Below are 22,349 nucleotides of genomic sequence, written 5' to 3'. Positions count from 1 at the left end.
CCGATGTCTGCGGAACAGCGGCGCCATGCGGCGAAGTTGAAACTGTACCGTCTGGACGGTATAGTTTTTTCTTGCCAGACATCCACCCTTTTCCAGAGAGCGAGCCACCATGACCACGTCCGTCACCAAGCGCGAACGCTTCGCCGAGAGCGAGGCGGTCAACCGTCCCGATCCCGTCCGCGGCAAGCAGCACGGTGCCGGACGCCGCTGGCTCGCCCTCGGCGCCCTGATGTTCCCGGTGCTGCTGATCGCCGTCGACAACACCGTGCTCAGCTTCGCGGTACCGTCCCTGTCCCTGGCCCTTAAGCCCAGCGGCACCGAACTGCTGTGGATCATCGACGTCTACGCCCTGGTGCTGGCCGGCCTGCTGGTCCCGATGGGCAGCATCGGCGACCGCATCGGCCGCCGCAAGCTCCTGCTGATCGGCGCCACCGGCTTCGCGCTCGTCTCCGTGCTGGCGTCCTTCGCCACGAACGCCGGCCAGCTGATCGGCGCCCGTGCCCTGCTGGGCGTCTTCGGCGCCATGCTGATGCCCGCGACGCTGTCCCTGATCCGGAACATCTTCACCGACCCCACCGAACGCCGCACCGCGATCGCCGTCTGGGCGGCGGGCTTCTCCGGCGGCGCGGCACTCGGTCCGCTGGCCGGCGGACTGCTCCTGGAGCACTTCGAATGGGGTGCCGTGTTCCTGCTGGCCGTCCCGATGCTCCTGCCGCTGCTGATCCTGGCGCCGATCGTGGTGCCCGAATCCAAGGACCCGAAGCCCGGGCCGGTGGACCCGGCCAGCATCCTGCTGGTCATGGGGGCGATGGTTCCGTTCGTCTACGGCATCAAGGAATTCGCGCACGACGGCGGCCCGGCCGCGCTGCTGCCGCTCGCCGTCGGGCTCGTGGCAGGGGCCCTGTTCGTCCGCAGGCAGCTGCGGCGCCAGCGCACCGGCAGGGCGCCGATGCTGGACATGACCCTGTTCCGGAACAAGGCCTTCAGCGTGTCCCTGGCCGCGAACCTGCTGAGCATCTTCTCGCTGGTGGGCTTCATCTACTTCATGTCCCAGCACCTGCAGCTCGTGGCCGGCCGCACCCCGCTCGAGGCCGGGATGCTTATGCTCCCGGGCCTGGCGCTGACCATTGTCGCCGGCCTGGTGACGGTGCCGGTGGTGCGCAGGATCCGCCCGGCCCACGTGGTCACTGCCGGGCTGCTGCTGAACATGAGCGGCTATGCCGTGGTGCTCCTGTTCGGCCAGGGCGGGGAACTGTGGGCGCTGCTGCTCGGCTTCGCGGTCGTGGGCTCGGGCGTGGGTGCCGCGGAGACCATCTCCAACGACCTCATCCTGTCCAGTGTCCCGGCCCCGCAGGCAGGTGCGGCGTCGGCGATCTCCGAGACCGCCTACGAGGTGGGCTCGGTGATGGGCACGGCCGTGCTCGGCAGCATCCTCACCGCCGCCTACCGCTCCGCCGTGGACGTACCGGCAACGCTGGCAGGAGACGCAGCCCGCCAGGCCTCCGAAACCCTCGGCGGAGCGATCGACGCCGCCAAGCTGCTCCCGGCGGAGCAGGCCCGGGCGCTGCTGGAGTCCGCCCGGCACGCCTTTGATTCCGGCGTGGGGATGACCTCGGCGATCGGCATGGTCCTGATGCTGGCCGCGGCAGTCATGGTCGCCGTCGTACTGCGCCAGCGAGCCGGGTCGACAGCATCCTGATGTGTTCCACGAGTTCCGCGGGTTCGTCGACCTCGAAGTCGAACCCCTTGCCTGCAATGTAGATGGCCAGCTCGTCCAGTGAGTCGGAACCGGCCCGCAGGATGCAGCTGTGCTCGTCGACCGCTTCCAGCGCACCGGTGGTGGGGGCGATACGCTCCGCGGCCGTTTCGGCACTGACGTGCAGGGTGAACCGGCCCTGGTAGCGGTAGGCCGAGGTGGAGATCGCCCGCGAGGCGTAGCCGCTGATGTCGGTGTCTGGCGGGGTGCGCGGGGTGAAGCGCGGCCCCGTGGGGATGCGCGGATCGAGGCGGTCCACCCGGTAGGTGCGCCAGTCCTGGCGATCAACGTCCCAGCCGACCAGGTACCAGCGCCGGCCCGTGTGCACGAGCCGGTGTGGCTCGGTAGTGCGGATGCTGCTCGTTCCGTCGTGCTTGCGGTAGTCGAAGCGCAGGCGCAGCGAGTCGCGGCAGGCGGCGGCGATGGCGGTGAGGGTGTCCGGATCTGCCGTGGGACCGCCGCCGGCCAGCGGCACCGTCACCGACTGCAGCGCGTTGATACGGTGGCGCAGCCGGGACGGCAGGAGGGTCTCAAGCTTGGCCAAGGCCCGCACCGACGTTTCCTCGATTCCGGTGATCGACCCGCCGGCGGCCGTGCGCAGCCCCATGGCGACCGCCACGGCTTCGTCGTCGTCGAGCAGCAGCGGTGGTAAGTCCGCGCCGGCACCCAATTGGTACCCCGCGGTGCCGGCTGTGGCCAGTACCGGGTAGCCGAGGCTTCGTAGGCGCTCAATATCGCGGCGGACGGTGCGCGGAGTGATCTCCAGGCGCCCGGCCAGTTCGGCCCCGGACCACGTGCGCCGCGTCTGCAGGAGTGAGAGCAACTGCAGCAGGCGTGCTGAGGTTTGCCACATGGCCTAAAGTCTGCCACGACCTAGGACCGGAACTGACCTAGCACGCTCCTAGGGTGGTGGCTATGAAGACCAACAGCGAAGTCAAGCCCTTCACCATCGACATTCCCCAGGCCGAGCTGGATGACCTGCGGGAGCGCCTTGCCAGGACGAGGTGGACTACGGACCTGCCCGACGTCGGCTGGAGCCGGGGCGTGCCGGTGGCCTACCTCAAGGGGCTGGCAGAGTACTGGCGCGATGCCTACGACTGGCGCGCATACGAGCGGGAGCTGAACAAGTACCCGCACTTCACCACCGAAATCGATGGACAGAACATCCATTTCATGCACGTGCGCTCGCCCGAGCCGGATGCCCTGCCGCTGATCCTGACCCACGGGTGGCCGGGTTCGATCGTTGAGTTCCTGCGCATCATTGGCCCATTGACCAACCCGAGGGCACACGGCGGCGATCCTGCGGACGCTTTCCACGTGGTGATCCCGTCCATCCCCGGAAGCGGCTTCTCCGGGCCGACCCGCGAAGCCGGCTGGGACACTAACCGGGTGACCAGGGCGTTCGCCGGGCTAATGGACCGGCTGGGCTATGAGCGCTACGGCGCGCAGGGCGGCGACACCGGCGCGGTCATCTCCCCGGGACTCGGCCGGCTCAACCCGGACCGTGTGCTTGGCGTGCACGCGAACGGGCTCGCGGCGTTCACTGAGCCTCCCGCGGACAGAACAGGAGAACTGAGCGAGTCCGAGCAACTGCGGCTGAAGCGCCTGGAATACATGAAGACGGAGCAGTCCGGTTACGCGATGATCCAGATCACCCGCCCCCAGACCTTGGCTCATGGGCTGCACGACTCCCCGGTAGGCCAACTCGCCTGGATCGTGGAGAAGTTCAAGGAGTGGACCGACCCGGCTGCGGACCTGCCGGAAGATGCGGTGGACAAGGACCTGCTGCTCACCAATGTGATGCTGTACTGGCTGACCGGCACCGCGGGGTCCTCGGCCAACTGCTATTACGAGACGGCGCATGCCGGGGCGTGGGGCGCGAGCCAGCGTTCCATGGTGCCGACAGGGGTAGCTGTGTTCCCCATGGATGTGTCAATCCGGAGCACGCTCGAGCCCGAACACAATATCGTGCACTGGTCTGAATTCGGCCGCGGCGGCCACTTCGCCGCCATGGAGGCCCCCGAATTGCTGGTCGGCGATATCCGGGAGTTCTTCGGCAAGCTGCGCAGGCCGCAGGTGCCTTAAAGCCGCAGGTGCCTTAAAGCCGCAGGTGCCTTAAAAGAGTTGGCAGCCCGCGGCAATGTTTCAGAAGGAACACTGCCGCGAGCTGCCAGACCCGCGTTCAAGGAAGCTAGATGGAGTCTTCCGCGCCCGGTGCCGGGCGGTTGGCCACTACCGGGGACAGGCCGGTGTAGCCGTCCCGGGCCTCGGCGATCTCGTGGATCCGCTTGCGGCAGGCGTACCAGCCACCGATCATCAGCGCGCAGGCGATGAGGGTGACCAGGAGGGTGAGCGGCGAATCGATGAACACCATCACCAGGACCGCCACAAGGAAGAGCAGCGTCAGGTAGCCGGTGAACGGCGCACCCGGCATCCGGAAGGCCGGACGCTTGAGCCAGCCCTTGTCGGCCCAGCGCTTGAGCTGGATCTGGCACAGCACGATCGTGGCCCAGGTGGAGATGATGCCCACCGAGGCGACGTTGAGGACGATTTCGAAGGCCTCGGAGGGGACAAGGTAGTTCAGCGGAACACCCAGCAGGGAGACACCGGCGGTGATGGCGATGCCGCCATAGGGCACACCGGCCTTGTTCATGCGCTGGGCGAACTTCGGGGCGGAACCGGCCACGGACATGGAGCGCAGGATGCGGCCGGTGGAGTACAGGCCGGCGTTCAGCGAGGACAGCGAGGCCGTGAGGACCACCAGGTTCATGATGGTGTCCACGCCCTGCACGCCGATCGAGCCGAAGAAGGTCACGAAGGGGCTGACACCCTTCTGGTACGTGGTGAACGGCAGCAGCAGCGAGAGCAGGATGACCGAGCCGACGTAGAACACCGCGATACGGAAGACCACGGAGTTGATGGCCTTCGGCATGATCTTTTCCGGGTTCTCGGTTTCGCCTGCGGCCGTGCCCACCAGCTCAACGGAAGCGTAGGCGAACACGACGCCCTGCATGAGCAGGATCATCGGCATGATGCCGTTGGGGAACATGCCGCCGTTGTCGGTGATGAGCGAGAAACCGGTAGGGGCGCCGGTGGGGGTGCCGAACGCGACGAACCAGATGCCAAGGATCAGGAAGGCCACCAGGGCTGCGACCTTGATCAGGGCGAACCAGAATTCCATCTCGCCAAAGACCTTCACCGAGACCAGGTTCAGGCTAAGGACGACAACCAGTGCGATGAGCGCCCAGGCCCACTGCGGCACGGCGCCGATCCAAGGCACGTATTTGCCGAAGAAGTTCATGTAGATGGCCGCGGCCGTGATGTCCACGATGGTGGTCATGGCCCAGTTGATCCAGTAGAACCAGCCCGAGGCGAAGGCGGCCTTTTCGCCGAAGAACTCACGGGCGTAGGAGACGAAGGAGCCCGAGGACGGACGGTGCAGGACGAGTTCGCCCAGGGCCCGCAGGATCAGGAACACGAACGCGCCGCAGATCGCGTAGGAGAGCACCAGGGACGGGCCCGCGGCGTTCAGGCGGCCGCCGGCACCCAGGAACAGGCCGGTGCCGATCGCGCCGCCGATCGCGATCATCTGGATCTGACGCGGCTTGAGGTTCTTGTGGTAGCCCTTGTCCTCGGCGTGCAGCAGCTTCTCGGTTGCGTGCGCCTGCGGCGGGACCGTGTGGTCGGTGATGGGTTGATTGCTCATGGGGATCCTTAGGGGTGTCCTGTGGGGAGGTTCCGGTTAGGGGACGACGGCGGAAAGCCGGCCGCCGTCGTCGTGCTCGCTGCCGCTCCGGTGACGGACGCTTCCGGTAGGGACCCGGCGCGGCGGCGAGGTGTCAGCTGCTCAGGTTGGCAAGCCGTTCGGGACGCAGCAACTCGTTCAGCTGTTCTGCGGTCAACATTCCGTGCTCCAGGACCAGCTCGGCGACGCCGCGGCCGCTGGCCAGCGCTTCTTGGGCGATGGCAGTGGCAGAGGCGTAGCCGATGTGCGGGTTCAGGGCCGTGACCAGGCCGATCGACTGCTCCACGGTAAGGCGCAGGCGCTCGGCGTTGGCGGTGATGCCACGCACGCACCGTTCGGTGAGGGTGTGGCAGGCAGCTTCCAGGTGGGAAATGCTCTTATGGATGCTGTGGACGATGATTGGCTCGAAGGCGTTCAGCTGCAGCTGGCCCGCCTCGGCCGCCATGGTGACGGTGACGTCGTTGCCGATGACCTCGTAGGCCACCTGGCTGACCACTTCCGGGATCACCGGATTGATCTTGCCTGGCATGATGGACGATCCCGACTGGACAGCCGGGAGGTTGATTTCGCCCAGTCCCGCGCGCGGTCCGGAGGACAGCAGGCGGAGGTCGTTGCAAATCTTGGAGAGCTTCACGGCCACGCGCTTGAGCACGCCGGACAGGTGCACGAAGGCCCCGACGTCCTGGGTGGCCTCGATGAGGTCGATGGAGGTGACCAGCGGCAGGCCGGTGATCTCGGCCAGGTGCCGGCAGGCTGCCTCGGCGTAGCCCTTGGGGGCATTCAGTCCGGTGCCGATCGCGGTGGCGCCCAGGTTGATTTCGTGGATCAGCAACTGGGACTCGGCCAGGCGGGCGCGGTCCTCGCCGATCGTCACGGCGTAGCCGCCGAACTCCTGGCCCAGGGTCATCGGCACAGCGTCCTGCAGCTGGGTGCGGCCCATCTTGACGATCGAGCGGAATTCCCGGCCCTTCTCCGCGAAGGCTTCCTCGAGGATGGCGAGGGCCTTGAGGAGGCCCTGGACCGAGAAGATCGTGGCCAGGTTGACGGCGGTGGGGTAGACGTCGTTGGTGGACTGGCTCAGGTTGACGTGGTCGTTCGGGTGCAGGCGGGCGTAGTCGCCCTTGGGGTGCCCCAGGATTTCCAGGGCGCGGTTGGCGATCACCTCGTTGGCGTTCATGTTGGAGCTGGTGCCGGCGCCACCCTGGATCACGTCCACCATGAACTGTTCGTGGAGCTTGCCGTCCAGGATGTCCTGGCAGGCCTGTTCGATGGCCGCAGCGCGCTCCGCGTCCAGGAGGCCGAGCTCCCGGTTGGTGCGGGCGGCGGCCAGCTTCACGGCGGCCAGGCCACGGACCAGGTCCGGGTTGCTGGAGAGCCGCTGGCCCGTGATGGGGAAGTTTTCGATCGCCCGGAGGGTGTGCACGCCCCAATACGCGTCGGCGGGGACGTCGCGGTCGCCCAGCAGGTCGTGTTCCGATCGGAAGCGGTGATCGTTGTTGCCCTGATCGATAGTGCTCATGGCTGTCCTTATCAATGGTGTTGGCACGTGGTTTGTGTCCGGGGTCCGGCCCGCCCACGCTGTGTAGCGGCGCGGGTCCGGCGCCCGCGTCAGCGGGCGGGCTGCGGGTCCGGAGTCCGCGTCAGCGGGCGGACTGGAGGTCGGCGACGGGAAGGAAACCGGCGGCGCGGAGGACACCGACTGCTTTGCCTCCGCCCAGCACCGGCGGGATCTGCAGCCCAGCCAGGGCATCGGCGTCGACCCCCAGCTCGCTGAATACTCCCAGTTCGGCGAGGACCCGCAGGGTGACGGGCAGGCGGGCGCGGTCGCCGCCGTCGGAAATCTTGATCGCGACGCCGGTCCCGTCCGCCAGGCCGATCAGCTGCAGTCCTTCGAAGCCGTCCTTGGCGAGCAGGCCCGGCACCGCGCGCATCAGTGCGGTGACGTCGCGGCCTTCGCCGGCCACCATCTCCGGGAAAGCGCGCATGGCGTAGCCCACCTGGCCTTCCTGGGTTTCCGGTCCCGCGGCGGCGAGCCGGCCGTAGGCGCGGGCCATGCCGCGCAGGCTGTGTGCGAAGAGCGGGGTGCCGCAGCCGTCGGTGCTGACTGCGGCCGCGTCTTCGCCGGTGAGCTCGGTGATGGTGTCACGGACGAGGACCTGAAGCGGGTGCTCCGGGTGCAGGTAGCCCTCCACCGGCCAGCCGTTGATGGTGCAGACCGCGGCCATGGAAGCGTGCTTGCCCGAGCAGTTCTGGGCCAGCTGCGTGGGGCCGTTGCCGGCGCGGAGCCAGGCCTCGCGCTCCTGGGTGCCGTAGGGAAGATCGGTGCTGTTGGCCAGGGCCTCTTCGTCCAGGCCGTGCATTTCAAGGATCCGGCGGGCGCCGTCCTGGTGCATGGCTGCGCCCGAGTGGCTGGCCGCCGTGAGGGCGAGGAGGTCCTGCGGAAGCTCGAGTCCGGCGCGCAGCAGCGCAACCGCCTGCAGAGGCTTGAGGGAGGAACGCGGGTAGATGGGCGCGTCGGGATCGCCGGCGGCCACCTTGGTTTCCGTCGTGGTTCCGGGGTGTCCGGCGCTTGCGGGGCGTTCGCTCGCGGGGCCGAGGGCGATGAGCGAACCGTAGTGGATGCTCTCGACGAGGCCGTCGCGGGTCTGCTCGGCCAAGGGGACGTGGTGCGGGGTCGGCATGGCGTCCTTAGGTAGTTGTTTCGTAGTGGTCTGTACTGCTTCGGGCGGTTCGGCCCGCGGGCGGCAGGGCTAGTCCGCGTGGGAGTTGAGGATGCTGTCCAGTGCGAGGCTGACGGCCTCGAGGTGGGCTGCCATGGCGGCTTCGGCGGCCTTGGCGTTGCCGGCGTCGATGGCCTCGATGATGCGGAGGTGTTCGTTGTCGGAGGCGTGCCGGCGGTCGGCCACCATGTTCAGGGTTTCGGACTGGTGGGCGAGGGCCTCGCGGATATCGGCCACGACGCTTTCGAAGACCTTGTTGCCGCTGGCCCGGGCAATGATCGAGTGGAACGCGGCGTCGAGGCTGACCCATCCCTCGGGATCGTTTTCGGCAAGCATCTCTTCCATAAGCCCGCGGAGTTGCTTGAGGTCCTCATCGCTACGGCGCTGTGCTGCCAGGCCCGCGGCGGGAACTTCGATGTGCGGGCGGGCCTCGTTGAGGTCGCGGGCGGAGTATGGGCCCAGCGTCAGGTCGTTGGCCACCTTGTCGGCGACCACGAAGGTGCCTTTGCCGGTCTTCGTGACTGTCAGGCCGAGTGCGTTGCAGGAGCGGAGGGCTTCGCGGATCACGGAGCGGCTCACTCCGTACTGGCCTGCGAGGGTGGCTTCGGAGCTGAGTTTCGCGCCGAGCTCGACCGCGCCGGATTCGATGTCCTGCCGGATGGCGTTGAAGACTGCCTCGGCCGCGCTGAGGCGGACAAGGGGAGTGGCGGCACGCGGCGCCGGGGTGATTGGCAACGGCGACTGGCCGCCCTCGGCCTGTCCTGCTGTCCGGCTGTCTGACAGGTTCACGATTAAGAATATGGCACGGGTCACAAGGGCCTGTCAATTGGAGGTGTGATGGGGGCGTTTCGGGCCTGGGGCGTTGTGACGGGGTTCTGGTGGGCGGCTGGGTGGAGATTCTGCTGGATCACCGGGGCTGCTCCAGGGCGAGGCCGCCGGAATGTCCTGTTTTTCAGGTGGGCCGTGTGCGGGTGATCCAGCAGAATGTTCCGGTTCCCGGCGCATAATCGAGATGGGATGGCCGGTGAAATGCCGGCCCGCGGGCGGGGAGGTCCAGATGCAGGCGCCGCCGCGCATCACCATCGAGGTCCCGTTGCTCAAGCTGGGCGAGGGGCCGGCCGACTTTGAGGGGCTGGGCAGCCACGTTGATGCGCTGCGCCGGCCCCGTGGGCTGCACATGACCTTGCTGCACGTGGGAATCCTGGAAGACCTCGCAGCGGACGTGGCCGCCTGGACCAAGGGGTTTACGGGCGCAGACGTCGCACTCGAACGCACTGCAGCGTGGCTGCGCGGCCTGCCCGTCCTCGAGGGATTCGCGGCCTGTGCACGCCGCCTGGTTGTTCTGGGCGGAGGCAGTGTGTCCGGCCTGGAAGTCGAGGTTCCGCAGCCGGTGCGGGACTTCCAGCTTTCCCTGGTGGTGGCGTTGCACGGCCTCTTGGACGGCCTCGCCGTGGACAATATCGACGACTTCATCCTCAGCTCCCCGGCGCTGGGCTACAGGTCTCCGCGCTGGATACCCCACGTTGCCGTGGGCCGGCCGAAGAGCAGGTACCGAAGGCCCATCGAGATCGAGCCGTTGGTGCTGGAGTTCGGGGCCTCGCGCATCAGGAACGAGTGGGCGCTGGATGGGCCTAGGGGCGGTTAAGGTCTTTCTGCTCCAGTGCGGCGGATTCCGCGGCATCATTCGGCGCATGCGGCCACCCTGCCCTGGAATGACTGGCCCCGGCAGTCCGATATGGCGAATGATCGCGCGAAATCCGGCGCGACTCTGGTGGCGTGCCAAGGAGCGCTACCCTGAACCGTGATGCCCACCGAAACCAACGCCCCCGGGACAAGCGAGGCAAGCGCAACAAGCGGGGCGAGCGCAACAAGCGAAGCAGCAGCCTTCGCCCACCCCGCGATCGCCGCCGCGCTCAAAGACCTCCGACGTCAACTCGAGGCCAACACAAGGGTCATCCTCGGCATCACGGGCCCGCCCGGCGTCGGGAAATCCACCTTTGCCGCGTGCCTCGCCCGGCATTTCGGGCCGGAAACCAGCGTCGTGGTCCCCATGGACGGCTTCCACCTGGGCGAGGCGGTCATCGCCGGCACCGAACTAAAACAACGCAAGGGCGCCATCGACACCTTCGACGTCGGCGGCTACTTCTCCCTGCTGCAGCGGCTCAAGACGCGCGACGAGGACATTGTCTACGCCCCGCTCTACACACGGGAGATCGAAGAACCCATCGCCGCGTCGATCGCCGTCCCGGCCCGGGTCCCGCTGGTCATCACCGAAGGCAACTACCTCCTGAACCCGGATCCCGCCTGGCAGAAGGTCCGCGCACAGCTCGACGCCGTTTGGTACCTCGAACTCCCGGCGGACCTCAGACTTGACCGCCTGATCCGCCGGCACGTCGAGTTCGGCAAGGAACCCGCTGCCGCCGAAGCCTGGGCCAAGGGCAGCGACGAAACCAACGCCCGGCTGATCCAGGCCGACGGCCATCGGGCGGACCGCATCCTGCCCTGGAGCTAGGACTGGAGCCAGGGCTGGAGCCAGCGCCCAGGGCCACCGGGTACCGTGGAGATGACCCCCGACGCCGACCCGAGGACCTCCATGTCTCCGCGCACCCTGTTCCGAACCCTTGCCTTCGCCGAGGCCGTCACCTGGACATTGCTGCTGATCGGTCTGGTCCTGAAGTACGTCACCGGAACCACGGAACTGGGCGTGCAGATCGGCGGCGGCATCCACGGTTTCGTCTTCCTCTGCTACGCAGCCGTTGCCGCCTTCACCTGGATCAACCAGAAATGGAGCGCCGGAACCGGCCTGCTGGCGATCGCCTCCGCGGTGGTCCCGTACGCGACCGTTCCGGTCGAAAAGCGCTTGGACCGCAGCGGATTGCTCGACGGCGGTTGGCGGCTTGCAGAGGGCGGCGAGGCGCCGAAGGGCGCACTGGAGTCGGTGCAGGCCTGGGTGCTGCGCAGGCCGTGGCTGGCGCTCGGGCTCACCCTCGCCGGCGTGGCCGCCGTGTTCAGCTTCCTGCTGTTCATGGGCCCGCCGGACACCTGGTTCGCCTAGCCACACCGGCAGCAGCGATCAGGCCGGGAGAGCCTAAAGGTGCTGGATGCCTGCCCGCTGCATCGCGTCGCGGTACGTCTCGATGGTCTTCTCCAGCAGTTCCTGCTGCTTGGCCTCGGACAGGGCAAACGCCCGCCCGCCCAGTGCGCTGGCCTTGTAGACCTTGATGCCGTGCTCCCTGAGCGCTGAGTGGTAGGTCTTCTCGAACAGCGTCAGGAAGGACGCCGCTTCTGCCCCGTGCGCGACGACGGCGGAGACCCTGCGGTTGATCTTCAGGAACTGCCGGAACGGCTTGAGCCCGTCCAGCTTTTCCTGCGCGCTCAGCGACGGCGGCAGGCCGGCGTCGCGGACCCAGGGGTAGCTGTGCCACGGCATGACGTAGCGCGGGTCGAGCTCCGCCCCGGTGTAGATTTCCTGGGTACGGCGCGCTGAATCGTCGTCGTTGAAGAACGATACGAACCCGGACACCGTCCCGCGGCCGGGGCTCACCTGGAGGCTGACGATCCGGCACTCGTCCTCGTCGTGCACGGGGTCTATATAGGGGACCAGGGAGCCGGGTTTCCGGGCCATCAGTTCCTCGCAGAGTTGCGTCACAGCGGCAATATTCGGTTCGCGGAGCAGGGCGCGTTTGCTGTCCCAGTCAATGTCCACGTTCTCTCCTTCGGCAGCCCAGCCCCCAGAAATCGTCCGTCTCCTGACACTTTACGCGCCGCACCCGCGTGTCGTCGCCGATAAATTTTCCGAACGGCCGGGCGTGGACTCCGCGCTGCTCTTTCGGCTTCAACGGCGCCGTCGTAGGCTGGACGGCAAGGACAGGAACCATCCAAAGCCGCGTGACCCATGGGACGAACCCCTCCCAAGCTGGCTCTTTGCGCAACAATCGCCGCTGCCTTGCTTGCGGCCTTTGGAGTGGCGTCGCCGCCTCCGGCCGCGGAACCGGCAAGGGGACTGGCAAGCACGACGGCGGCAAGCACAGTTGCCGCCCCGTCCCCTTTGGCCCAATTGCGGCGGATGACCATGGGACAGCGGATTGGGCAGTTGTTCATGGTCGCCGCCAACGCCACAGGCGCCTCGTCCGCCACACTGTCCGACCTTTCCTCCTACCATGTGGGCAACGCCTACCTCTCGGGCCGCAGCGCGGAAGGCACCACGGCAACCGCCGCCGTCGTCCGGCGCATGACACAAGGCGTCTCGGCCGCCACGACGGGAAATGTCAGGCTGCTCGTGGGAACCGACCAGGAAGGCGGCTACGTCCAGGTCCTCAGCGGCCCCGGCTTCTCCACTATCCCCACGGCCCTGTCCCAGGGCACGCTCGCTCCCGCGACGCTGCAGGGCTACGCGCGGACCTGGGGCGGACAACTTGCCGCTGCCGGCTTGAACCTGAACCTGGCCCCCGTGCTGGACACGGTGCCCAGTGCAGCTTTTGCCCCATTGAACGCCCCCATCGGCTACTACGAACGCGAATACGGCTACACGCCCGCCACCGTCTCCAGCCACGGCTTGGCCTTTGCCGCAGGGATGAGGCAGGCAGGACTGGTCACCGCCGTCAAGCACTTTCCCGGGCTGGGGCGGGTCACGGCCAACACGGACACCAGCACCAACGTCCATGACACAGTCACCACGGTTACGGACCCGTACCTGCAACCCTTCCGGGACGCAGTGAACGCGGGCACCGGCATCGTCATGGTTTCCAGCGCCTACTACGACAAGATCGATCCCGCCCACATCGGCCCGTTCTCCGGCATCATCATGAAGACCATGCTGCGTGCGAGCCTCGGCTTCAACGGCGTGATCCTTTCCGACGACCTGTGCAACGCCGCGCAGCTGGCACCGTGGTCCCTGGCCGAACGCGCCGTGAACTTCTTCAGTGCCGGCGGCACCATGCTGCTGTGCGCCAACCCGGCCAGCATTCCCGCCATGTACCGCGCGGTGCTCAGCCGCGCCCAGTCGAGCACAGCCTTCGACGCGGTGGTCAACGCGGCAGCACTGAACGTGCTCCAGCTCAAGGCAGGCGCCATCCCGAACGCCTTCGGCCATGGAGCCACGAGCTACATGACCGACTTCAACGGTGACGGCACGGGCGATGTGTTGGCCCGGGACGCTGCGGGTGCGCTGTGGCTGTATGCGGGCAAGGGCAACGGCACCTGGTTTCCGCGGGTCCAGGTGGGCGGCGGCTGGCAGTACATGACGGCGTTGTTGAGCCCGGGTGATTTCAACGGTGACGGCACGGGCGATGTGTTGGCCCGCGACGCCGGCGGGGCGCTGTGGCTGTACCCGGGCAAGGGCAGCGGCACCTGGTTTCCGCGCGTCCAGGTGGGCGGCGGTTGGCAGTACATGACGGCGTTGTTGAGCCCCGGTGATTTCAATGGTGACGGTGCGGCGGATGTGTTGGCCCGGGACCCGTCCGGGGCGCTCTGGCTGTACCCGGGCAACGGGCGGGGGCTGTGGTTCCCGCGTGTTCAGGTGGGCGGCGGTTGGCAGTACATGACGGCGTTGTTCAGCCCGGGTGATTTCAATGGTGACGGTGCGGCGGATGTGCTGGCCCGGGACCCGTCCGGGGCGCTCTGGCTGTACCCGGGCAAGGGCAACGGCACCTGGTTCCCGCGGGTCCAGGTGGGCGGCGGTTGGCAGAACATGACGGCGTTGTTCAGCCCCGGTGATTTCAATGGTGACGGTGCGGCGGATGTCCTGGCCCGGGACCCGTCCGGGGCGCTCTGGCTGTACCCGGGCAAGGGCAACGGCACCTGGTTCCCGCGGGTCCAGGTAGGCGGCGGTTGGCAGAACATGACGGCAATTTTCTAGGGACAACCGGCAACGGCCCACGCGGACTCTGGCGGCCCCAGCCGGTGGTCCCTAGACTGGCAGTTACCATCGTGCGGAACACCCGCAGCGGGGGCGGGGTCCCACGGAATAACCCAGGGAGCATCCCCATGCGTGAAAACATCCGGCGTGGAAACGTCCGCAAAACGTCAAGAGCATTCCGTCGTGCCGCCGTCGCCCTGCTGGCCGTAGCAGGCCTCCTTTTCCTTCCCGGCCCCATTGCTTCGGCAAAAGCGCCGGCCCCGCATAAAACCCAGGCAGCCAAGTCCATCGTGCTTCCCGGAGCCGGCGGCGCCGAAGGCATCGCCGCGGGCAAGGGCACTGTGTTCTACGCCGGCGACCTCGCCACCGGGGATATCTTCCGCGGCGACATCCGCCAAGGCACAGCCGGACTCTTCATCGACGCCCCCGCCGGACGCGTGGCTGTCGGCATGAAGTTCGACCGCCGCCACGACCTGCTCTTCGTCGCGGGCGGTCCCGCCGGCACGGCCTACATCTATGACACCAGAACGGCCACCGCCAAGGCCACGATCCAGCTGACCGGCAAGCAGCCGTCCTTCATCAACGACGTCGTCCTCACCCGCGAAGGCGCATGGTTCACCAATTCGAACGTCGCCGAGCTCTACTTCGTCCCGGTGGGCGCCGACGGCAGCCTCGGGGCCGTCCGGACGCTCCCGCTCAGCGGACCGGCGTCGGACACCTCCGCCCAGTTCAACCTCAACGGAATCGCGGCAGCGGACGGCGGACGGACCCTGATCGTGGCGCACTCGGGCAACGCGGCCCTGTACACGGTCAACCCGGAGACCGGCGCCAGTGCGGCGGTATCGGGCGTCAGCGTCCCGAACGTGGACGGCATCCTGGTCCGCGGCCACGCGCTCTGGGCCGTGCAGAACTTCAGCAACCAGATCAGCAGGGTCAAGCTGTCCGCGGACCTGTCGTCCGGTGTCGTGAAGGATGTCATCACCAGCCCGCTGTTCCAGATCCCGACGACGGCCGCCAACTTCGGCGGGAAGCTCGCCGTGGTGAACGCCAAGTTCGGTGTCCCGGCACCGGGGAACTTCGACGTCGTGGTCCTGCGGGGGAAGTCCGGCTAGCGGCCGCTGCGCAGCTTTTCCATGTCGCGCCGGTCCTTCTTGGTGGGCCGGCCGGCGCCCCGGTCGCGCTGGGGCAGGCCGAGCGCCGCGGGCGCAGGCCGCTCGGGCGTGTGGTCGGTGAAGCAGTGGGAGGCCGCCTCGGCACCCACGCGCTTCGCGATCAGCTGCCGCACTTCCAGGATGCGCTCGAAGCCGGGCTGCCGGACGCGAACGGTGTCCCCGATGATCACCGTCTGCGAGGCCTTGACCGGGTTCCCGTTGATCCGCACGTGCCCGGCGCGGCAGGCGGCGGTGGCCGCCGAGCGGGTCTTGTAGGCGCGGATCGCCCACAGCCACGCATCGATGCGGGTGGAGGAGGTCGGCAGGCTGTTCATGGCTGCGAACGAGTCTAGCCCCTACCGCCACCCTGACCGCGCTGCGCTCGGCCAGGGAACCCTGGCGGCGTGGCCCCAGTTTGCCTGCCGGAACGGACGGCACGGCCTAGCGGCGGCGCAGTTCGGCGTACACCAGGTGCGGAACCACGGTGCCGGCGTCGCGCTCCAGGAAGTTGGTGCCGGGCGCCACGATGTCGTCGATCGCGTCCAGCAGGGTGTCGCTGAGAGTCGTGTCCGCTGCCTTGATGTAGTCGGTCAGGTGCTCCTCGGTGCGCGGGCCGATGATCACGCTGCTCACCGAGGGGTGGTTCAGGGCGAAGGCCACGGCCAACTGGATGAGGCTGAGCCCGTGCTGTTCGGCCAGGCGGGCCAGGGCGTCGGCGGCATGGAGCTTGTGCTGGTTGAACGGCGCGGTGACGTCGAAGCGGCCGGGCAGGGCGTCGGCCCGCGAACTGGCCGGCTGGCGGGCCCCGAGCCGGTAGCGGCCGGACAGCCAGCCGCCGTCGAGCGGTCCGTAGCTGAGCACCCCGAGGTTGTACTGCTGGGTGATGGCAAAGACGTCGCGCTCGTTGGCGCGGACCAGCAGCGAGTACGGAACCTGGTCCACCACGGGCGGGATGAGGTGGTTGGTGTTGGCGATCCACTGCGCCTCCACCAGCTGGGCTGGCGTGAAGACGGAGGTGCCGTAGTAGAGGATCTTGCCCTGCCGGATGAGGTCGTTCAGGGCCGTGATGGTTTCCAGGACATCGGTGTTGTAGTCCGGCCGGTGCGCCTGGTAGAGGTCGATCCTGTCCGTCTGCAGGCGGTTAAGGCTGGCCTCCACGGCTTTCATGATCCAGCGCCGGGAATTCCCCGAATGTGCCGGGTTCGAGCCCATTTGGCCGTGGAATTTCGTGGACAGGAAAACGTCGTCCCGGCGGCCCAGCAGCGCGCGGCCAACGATGGCCTCCGCTTCGCCCTGAGAGTAGATGTCCGCGGTGTCCACGCTGGTGATTCCGGCGTCGAGGGCGGTGCGGATGATCCGGATGCTGTCGTCCGGCCCGGTGGGGGCCGATCCCGTGCCGAAGTTGAGGGTGCCCAGGGTCAGTGCGCTGATCGGGACGCCTGTGCGTCCCAGCGTTCGAAGCTCGCTGAGGCTCATCTACGGCTCCCTTCATGGAGATGGTCGCGGTGAACCAGGAGTGGACAATCGATTGACACGAGGCTACTCATTTGCGAGGAACATCGCCCGAAAAGCGTAGGAGTTCTTAGCTTTTCGTATTCCGAAGTAACGAAAACGGCATCATGACGAAGCGTGAATGGGCGCGCGGACACGCAATTACACAAATATTGCCCTCTGCCGGATCCAGTGAATTAGTTGGAAAGGAAGGCGCAGGAATACGGAGAGAGGACGAACGGCATGACCCAGGCGACAGCGGACGGAACAGCTTCGATCAAGCAGGCGTTTGCGCAATTCCCGTCCGGGGTGGCCGCGTTCAGTGCCATGGTCGGTTTCGCCCCCGAGGTGCTGGTGGCCTCGAGCTTCACCGTGGGTGTTTCCCTGGAGCCGCCGTTGGTGATGTTCGCCGTGCAGAACTCCTCCACCACCTGGCCGAAGCTTCGCAGGGCGCCTCGCCTTGGCGTCTCAGTGCTTGCCGAGGGCCAGGAAGCCGTGTGCCTGCAGCTGTCCTCCCGCAAGGGCGGGCGTTTCGCCGGGGTTGCCACCTCAACCAGCGACGGCGGCGCGGTCACCATCGACGGGGCGGTGCTGGCCCTGGAGTGCGAGATCGTGTCCGAGACCCCGGCCGGTGACCACGCGATCGTGGTGCTCGAAGTCAAGGCCACCGAGATCAACGACGACGCCCGACCCTTGATCTACCACGGCGCGTCTTTCCGGCGCCTGACCGAAGCGGCGTGACGCCTTCCCAGGCTGCGCGCTTTCCAACGCGGGGTCACTTACGGCCGGTGTTGGGCGCCAACATGGGCCGTAAGTGACCCCGCGTTGGCGTGACGCGTTAACGGGAGCCGGCCGACGACTTTTCGGGGGACTTCGTGCGGGCTCCGTTGCGGGTCCCCGGAGGTGCTTCTTCGCGCGGCTCCAGGTGAGCCTTTTCGCGTGCTTCCTCCCGGGCCTTTTCGCGTGCTTCCTCGCGGGCGTCGGCTTCCGCGACGGCGGCGGCCCACTCGGCGTTGAGGACCGGCGGTTCGGGCGTCACGGCGAGCAGCAGCGGGTGGTGCTTCGCCTGGTTTTCGACGGCGGCGGCAGTTCCTTCCGCGATCCTGGTCCTGAGCTGGCCCGGTGTGGGCCATTCCTTCGGCGTGAACAGCTTCTTCCACGGGATCCTGCGGCCGGCGGACCCGGCGGGCGCGGCGGCTGCCGCCGCTCCTGAGGCTGCCTCAGCGTCGCCGACGGCGGATGCGGCGTCATCGTCCGCCGTCGCCGCTTCCGCAGGGGCGGTCGGTTCCAAGGTCTCCCCGGAGTCCGCGTGGCCGTGCGGGAGACGGACCACCGGGCCGGCGTCGTTCTTCGGGAAGATCCCCACCATTGCGAGCATGATGACCGACAGGAGCCGCGCGAGCCCCGCGAGCACGAGGGTGACCATCATGCACAGGGCCAGGCCCAGGAACATCAGGAAGGCCAAACCAAGGGTCCCGAAAAAGGTCATGTTGAGGGCGAGTGTTGTCGGATCTTCCACGTAACCTCCCCGCGCCGAAGTTTCGACCCGTGCCGGATGCCGGGCACGGTTCCTAGCCTACGATTGAATCCGGCCGGAATCACCCGGCCGGCCGCGCGCTGCCCCGGGTTGTAGCGAAGCTGTTATCTCGTCCGGGAGGAACCATGCCGCTCGACCTTTCCAGGCTCCGGAACGGCGCATGCCCGTGCCTGTCCGGCGAACAGTACGAGCAGTGCTGCGGAGTCTTCCACCGCGGCGACGCCGAAGCGCCGACGGCGGAGCAGCTCATGCGCTCCCGGTACAGCGCCTTCGTGGTGCTGGACCCCGGCTACCTGCTGCGCACCTGGCACCCGGACACCCGTCCCGCCGCCTTGGACCTCGACCCGGACACGCAGTGGCGCCGCCTGGACATCATCGGAACATCCCGCGGCGGCCCGCTGGACTCGGAGGGGACCGTCGAGTTCGCGGCACATTTTTCGCACGACGGCGAACGCGGAGTGCAGCGCGAAAAGAGCCGCTTCCTGCGGGTGGACCGCCGCTGGTACTACCTCGACGGGATAGTCGGCTAAAGCGCCGTGCCGAGGGCCACCGACGCGAGCTTGGTGTTGGGACGGTCGGCTTACGCGCTAACGCGCTACGCGCGGTACTTGCGGTGCAGGTTCTCCCGGGCAGACGGTCCGGGCGTCGCATCTGCGATCCACGGGCCGGTGCCTTCCGAGGAATCCAGGATCCCCGCCTCCAGCCAGGCGTAATCCCCGGCGAGGACCTTCCTCGACACCGCATGGTCGGCGTCGTCCGTGTTCTTCCAGAGCTGCTCGAAGGATGCATCCACCCGCAGCCGGGCCTGTTCGCAGTAGGCGTCGGCGAGTTCGAAGGCCGCGGCGCCGTGCTCCGGGTTGCTGCGCAGCAGCGCCTCTGCCCGCGAGCAGCTGGCGGCCATGGCGAACAGCTCCGCGCCGATGTCCACGATCCTGCCCAGGAACGCCTGCTTGTGCTCCAGCCCGGCCTGCCAGCGGCCCATTCCGTAGAAGGTCTGCCGGGCCAGCTTCCGGGAGGCCCGCTCCACGTAGCGCAGGTGCCGGGCGAGCCGGCCGAACTCGCCGTAGGAGCGCGGGTCCATGCCCGCCCCGGCCACCAGCTTGGGCAGCCACCGTGCATAGAAGCCGGTGGCGCCGACGGCGGCCCTGGCCTTGTCCTGCAGGCTCGCGTCCGCTGAGGCGAGGTCGCCCGCTGCCGCGAGGTGCGCGTCCACCGCTTCGCGGGCGATCAGCAGGCGCATGATCTCCGAAGACCCTTCGAAGATCCGGTTGATGCGCAGGTCCCGGAAGAGCTGTTCGGCGGCGACGGCACGTTCCCCGCGGGCCTCCAGGGAGTCGGCCGTTTCGAAGCCGCGGCCGCCGCGGATCTGCACCAGCTCATCGGCGATCTGGCAGCTCAGCTCCGTGGACCAGAGCTTGGCCAGGGCCGCTTCGATCCGGATGTCTTTCTGCCCCGCGTCGGCCATTTCGGCGCACAGCTCAAAGACCGCCTCCAAGGCGAAGGTGGTGGCTGCGATGAACGCGATCTTCTTGCCCACGGCCTCGTGCTTGCCGACAGGACGGCCCCACTGGGTGCGGGCGTTGGACCATTCACGGGCGATCTTGAGGGACCACTTGCCGGCAGCCACGCACAAGCCGGGAATGGAGAGCCGGCCCGTGTTGAGGGTGGTGAGGGCGATCTTCAGGCCCTGGCCTTCCTTGCCCAGCCGGTTCGCGGCCGGAACCCGGACCTGGTGGAAACGGGTGACCCCGTTTTCGATGCCGTGCAGGCCCATGAAGGCGTTGCGGTTCTCCACCGTGATGCCGGGGGAGTCCATGTCCACGACGAAGGCGGTGATGCCGCCCTTGTGTTCCGTGCCGTCCGGGGCCGTGTAGGGCGGGACCTTGGCCATGACCACCACGAGTTCGGCGATCACCCCGTTGGTGGTCCACAGTTTCACGCCGTCCAAAACATACGAACCGCCGTCGTCCGCCGGGATCGCGGTGCAGCCCATCCGGGCGGGGTCGCTGCCGACGTCGGGCTCGGTCAGGAGAAAAGCAGTGATGGCGCCGGCGGCACAGCGCGGCAGGTACTGCTGCTTCTGTTCGTCGGTGCCGAAGACCTTGACCGGCTCGGGGACGCCGATGGACTGGTGGGCCGAGATCAGGGCGCCCAGGCTGGGGTGGACCGAACCCAGCAGCGCCAGGGCCCGTCCGTAGTAGACGAGGGACAAGCCGAGGCCGCCGTATTCCCGCGGAATCTTCATCCCGAAGACACCGAGCTCCGCCAGCCCGGCAAGGTGGCGGTCGGGGATGCGGGAGTCGCGTTCAATGGCGCGCCCGTCCATGGTTTGGCAGTACTCGCGCAGGGCCGTCATGAACGCTTCGCCGCGTTCGACGTCGTCCGCCCGGGCCTGCGGCCACGGATGGATCAGCCCGAGGTCGAAATCACCGAGGTAGAGGCCCTTGGCGAAGCTGGGGCGGGACCATTCCTGCTCCCTGGCCGCTTCCGCGACGGCCCGCGCTTCGGCTGCGGTGACGGTGGAACTGCTGCGCCCAACCGCGCTGTTCTCGGTGGTCGATGTCATGGCAGGACTCCTCCGGCCGCGTCTGCGGCATAGGACCCAGGGTTCGCCTCGGGTGGTGAACCCTTCAGCTGTCCCTCAATGCTACCCGCGGGTAGCTAGCTCTGCCAGAGAACGCGTTGGGCCCGGGAGAAGCCTCCTCCGGGCCGCCGGCTGCCATCCGTCACCTGAAAAGGGCCTTGCTTGGCAATATTCAGCGATATATCGTTAAGTATCGCCAGATGGTTGGCGTTCATCAGGCAGAAAGGCTGGTGCCACCATGAAAGGCACTCACAACAACGAGCACGGAGACTGCAGGCCCGGCAACGGTCGTTTCGAGCGCGGCAGGAGCCACCGCGGACCCCACGGCCATGGTGGAGGCGGGTTCGGACGCGGCGGGTTCGGACCCGGCTTTGGACCGGGCTTTGGCCCCGGCGGTTTTCGGCGGGCCAGCAGGGGTGACGTCCGCTGGGCGATCCTTTCCCTCCTGGCCGAGAAGCCTTCCAACGGATACGGGCTGATCCAGACCATTGCCGAAAAGACGTCCGGCGCCTGGCGTCCCAGCCCGGGGTCCATCTACCCGACGCTGCAGCAGCTTGTGGATGAGGAACTGATCGAACCCGTAGGGGAGGGCAGGCGCACAGAGTTCACGCTCACGGAGGCGGGCAAGGCCTACGTGGCCGAGCACGCCGAAGAGCTGAACAACGCCTGGGACGCGGACCCCGAGGGCGCCCTGCCCGCGTTTCACGAGAGCGTGGTGAAGCTCATGCGGGTCATCCATCAGTTCCGCATCGCGGCGAGCGATCAACAGCGCAAGGCCGCCATGGAGAAAATCGATGAAGCCCGGAGGGCGCTGTACCACATCCTTGCGGACTAGCCGGCCGTTCGCCGGTGCTGTGGTGGTGTCCGCGGCTAGTGAAGCGTATTGGGCTGGCGCACCAGGGAGCCCGTCATTGCCTGCAGTTCTCCCGGAATCTCAACATTCCCGGCTTGGTGGACCACCCGCTCCCAGGCGAAGTTGATTCCATCGACCAGCGCGCCCAAGGCGCTCCGCAGCAGGAACCAGAGGAACTGCCCGGTCCCTGCCAAGGCAAGCGTTGCCAGTGCAGCCACGGCCAGGAAGGCGGCCAGGGCGAGCCCGATCAGCAGCGTTCCGATGAAGACATAGACGGACGTGTCCAGAGCCGTGAAATCGAGGTTCATTGGTCCCCCTTTGGACTTATGTGCCTGAGGAATGGTGTGCCTGAGCTGAGGGTGGTGCTTTGAACAGGGTGTGGTGCAGTCCGGGGAAGGCCGGTGTTTCGAGATTAGGAGCGGCCCGGGGTTTCCGGCCAGCAACGCGGGCGCGCCGCGCGGAGTTGTTGCGTGATTGAAATCGTCCGGGGAAGCAAGGTCACGGCGCGGTTGCGGAAGGTCCCCCGAAGCCGGGCGGACGGGCCGGGCCGACGGCACCGGCCGCCCTGCGTTAACCTTGAACGGGCAGTTTCCGGAAAATCCCGCTGCCACGACGTACCGCGGCAGCTGAAGGAGAGTGTGTGTCACGCTCAGCG

At 67.5% G+C, this 22,349-nt stretch carries 21 protein-coding genes; 10 read left to right on the top strand and 11 right to left on the bottom strand.

The window, feature by feature from the left end; all coding sequences use genetic code 11:
• Window positions 1–109: 109 nt before the first annotated feature.
• A complete protein-coding gene (locus DWV11_RS00320; protein WP_115786799.1) occupies window positions 110–1,699 on the top strand; it encodes an MFS transporter in 1,590 nt (529 codons plus the stop codon).
• Here the strand turns inward: DWV11_RS00320 and DWV11_RS00315 are convergent.
• On the bottom strand, window positions 1,650–2,609 hold the full coding sequence (locus DWV11_RS00315; RefSeq protein WP_115786798.1) for a helix-turn-helix transcriptional regulator: 960 nt from the start codon (window positions 2,607–2,609) through the stop codon (window positions 1,650–1,652). The two genes, DWV11_RS00320 and DWV11_RS00315, sit on opposite strands and share 50 nt — an antisense overlap.
• Window positions 2,610–2,671: 62 nt before the next feature.
• Here DWV11_RS00315 and DWV11_RS00310 point away from each other — a divergent pair, with 62 nt between their 5' ends.
• Window positions 2,672–3,841: an epoxide hydrolase family protein gene (locus DWV11_RS00310; RefSeq protein WP_115786797.1), complete on the top strand. Its 1,170-nt coding sequence runs from the start codon at window positions 2,672–2,674 to the stop codon at window positions 3,839–3,841.
• A 106-nt stretch (window positions 3,842–3,947) separates the two neighbouring features.
• On the opposite strand, the gene DWV11_RS00305 is transcribed toward DWV11_RS00310, so the two are convergent.
• The 4 genes from DWV11_RS00305 to DWV11_RS00290 form a co-directional block, all read right to left on the bottom strand.
• Window positions 3,948–5,462 carry an amino acid permease gene (locus DWV11_RS00305; protein WP_115786796.1) on the bottom strand — a complete coding sequence of 505 codons (1,515 nt, stop codon included), beginning with the start codon at window positions 5,460–5,462 and terminating at the stop codon, window positions 3,948–3,950.
• 133 nt (window positions 5,463–5,595) lie between these two features.
• Window positions 5,596–7,020: an aspartate ammonia-lyase gene (gene aspA / locus DWV11_RS00300; RefSeq protein WP_115786795.1), complete on the bottom strand. Its 1,425-nt coding sequence runs from the start codon at window positions 7,018–7,020 to the stop codon at window positions 5,596–5,598.
• 121 nt (window positions 7,021–7,141) lie between these two features.
• Window positions 7,142–8,182 (bottom strand): asparaginase, encoded by a 1,041-nt coding sequence (locus tag DWV11_RS00295; protein ID WP_115786794.1) that lies wholly within the window; start codon window positions 8,180–8,182, stop codon window positions 7,142–7,144.
• 69 nt (window positions 8,183–8,251) lie between these two features.
• Window positions 8,252–9,010 carry a FadR/GntR family transcriptional regulator gene (locus tag DWV11_RS00290; protein ID WP_115786793.1) on the bottom strand — a complete coding sequence of 253 codons (759 nt, stop codon included), beginning with the start codon at window positions 9,008–9,010 and terminating at the stop codon, window positions 8,252–8,254.
• A 268-nt stretch (window positions 9,011–9,278) separates the two neighbouring features.
• On the opposite strand from DWV11_RS00290, the gene DWV11_RS00285 reads away from it, so the two are divergent.
• From DWV11_RS00285 to DWV11_RS00275, 3 genes are all read left to right on the top strand, one after another.
• Window positions 9,279–9,866: a hypothetical protein gene (locus DWV11_RS00285; protein ID WP_115786845.1), complete on the top strand. Its 588-nt coding sequence runs from the start codon at window positions 9,279–9,281 to the stop codon at window positions 9,864–9,866.
• Window positions 9,867–10,022: 156 nt separating this feature from the next.
• Complete coding sequence (locus DWV11_RS00280) at window positions 10,023–10,733, top strand: nucleoside/nucleotide kinase family protein (protein WP_245953362.1); 711 nt, start codon at window positions 10,023–10,025, stop codon at window positions 10,731–10,733.
• Window positions 10,734–10,814: 81 nt separating this feature from the next.
• Window positions 10,815–11,276 (top strand): DUF3817 domain-containing protein, encoded by a 462-nt coding sequence (locus DWV11_RS00275; protein WP_168404475.1) that lies wholly within the window; start codon window positions 10,815–10,817, stop codon window positions 11,274–11,276.
• Between the two features lie 33 nt (window positions 11,277–11,309).
• Here DWV11_RS00275 and DWV11_RS00270 read toward each other — a convergent pair whose 3' ends face one another.
• On the bottom strand, window positions 11,310–11,927 hold the full coding sequence (locus DWV11_RS00270; RefSeq protein WP_115786790.1) for a uracil-DNA glycosylase family protein: 618 nt from the start codon (window positions 11,925–11,927) through the stop codon (window positions 11,310–11,312).
• Window positions 11,928–12,293: 366 nt separating this feature from the next.
• Here DWV11_RS00270 and DWV11_RS20270 point away from each other — a divergent pair, with 366 nt between their 5' ends.
• Window positions 12,294–14,078, top strand: a complete 1,785-nt coding sequence (locus tag DWV11_RS20270; RefSeq protein ID WP_245953361.1) for a glycoside hydrolase family 3 N-terminal domain-containing protein — start codon at window positions 12,294–12,296, stop codon at window positions 14,076–14,078.
• 128 nt (window positions 14,079–14,206) lie between these two features.
• Window positions 14,207–15,190, top strand: coding sequence for an SMP-30/gluconolactonase/LRE family protein (locus tag DWV11_RS00260; protein WP_115786789.1), 984 nt, complete (start codon window positions 14,207–14,209; stop codon window positions 15,188–15,190).
• Here the strand turns inward: DWV11_RS00260 and DWV11_RS00255 are convergent.
• Both DWV11_RS00255 and DWV11_RS00250 read right to left on the bottom strand, forming a co-directional pair.
• Entirely contained in the window at window positions 15,187–15,564 is a 378-nt protein-coding gene (locus tag DWV11_RS00255) for an RNA-binding S4 domain-containing protein (RefSeq protein WP_115786788.1), read from the bottom strand. The genes DWV11_RS00260 and DWV11_RS00255 overlap by 4 nt on opposite strands.
• Before the next feature lie 106 nt (window positions 15,565–15,670).
• Entirely contained in the window at window positions 15,671–16,705 is a 1,035-nt protein-coding gene (locus DWV11_RS00250; RefSeq protein WP_115786787.1) for an aldo/keto reductase, read from the bottom strand.
• A 258-nt stretch (window positions 16,706–16,963) separates the two neighbouring features.
• Between DWV11_RS00250 and DWV11_RS00245 the strand changes: the two genes are divergently transcribed.
• Window positions 16,964–17,461 carry a flavin reductase family protein gene (locus DWV11_RS00245; RefSeq protein ID WP_115786786.1) on the top strand — a complete coding sequence of 166 codons (498 nt, stop codon included), beginning with the start codon at window positions 16,964–16,966 and terminating at the stop codon, window positions 17,459–17,461.
• Between the two features lie 97 nt (window positions 17,462–17,558).
• Here the strand turns inward: DWV11_RS00245 and DWV11_RS00240 are convergent, their stop codons facing one another.
• Window positions 17,559–18,209, bottom strand: a complete 651-nt coding sequence (locus tag DWV11_RS00240) for a hypothetical protein (RefSeq protein ID WP_115786785.1) — start codon at window positions 18,207–18,209, stop codon at window positions 17,559–17,561.
• Between the two features lie 173 nt (window positions 18,210–18,382).
• Here DWV11_RS00240 and DWV11_RS00235 point away from each other — a divergent pair, with 173 nt between their 5' ends.
• Window positions 18,383–18,787 carry a YchJ family protein gene (locus DWV11_RS00235; RefSeq protein WP_115786784.1) on the top strand — a complete coding sequence of 135 codons (405 nt, stop codon included), beginning with the start codon at window positions 18,383–18,385 and terminating at the stop codon, window positions 18,785–18,787.
• 65 nt (window positions 18,788–18,852) lie between these two features.
• Here the strand turns inward: DWV11_RS00235 and DWV11_RS00230 are convergent, their stop codons facing one another.
• On the bottom strand, window positions 18,853–20,823 hold the full coding sequence (locus DWV11_RS00230; protein WP_115786783.1) for an acyl-CoA dehydrogenase family protein: 1,971 nt from the start codon (window positions 20,821–20,823) through the stop codon (window positions 18,853–18,855).
• Window positions 20,824–21,079: 256 nt separating this feature from the next.
• Here DWV11_RS00230 and DWV11_RS00225 point away from each other — a divergent pair, with 256 nt between their 5' ends.
• Window positions 21,080–21,676: a PadR family transcriptional regulator gene (locus DWV11_RS00225; protein WP_115786782.1), complete on the top strand. Its 597-nt coding sequence runs from the start codon at window positions 21,080–21,082 to the stop codon at window positions 21,674–21,676.
• Window positions 21,677–21,711: 35 nt separating this feature from the next.
• Here the strand turns inward: DWV11_RS00225 and DWV11_RS00220 are convergent, their stop codons facing one another.
• Window positions 21,712–22,002: a hypothetical protein gene (locus DWV11_RS00220; protein WP_115786781.1), complete on the bottom strand. Its 291-nt coding sequence runs from the start codon at window positions 22,000–22,002 to the stop codon at window positions 21,712–21,714.
• Window positions 22,003–22,349: the final 347 nt, after the last annotated feature.

The sequence above is a fragment of the Arthrobacter silvisoli genome, from assembly GCF_003369445.1.
Classification (GTDB): Bacteria; Actinomycetota; Actinomycetes; order Actinomycetales; family Micrococcaceae; genus Arthrobacter; species Arthrobacter silvisoli.
The sequence above is the reverse complement of the archived record's forward strand: the minus strand, read 5'-3'. Positions and strand labels throughout refer to the sequence as shown.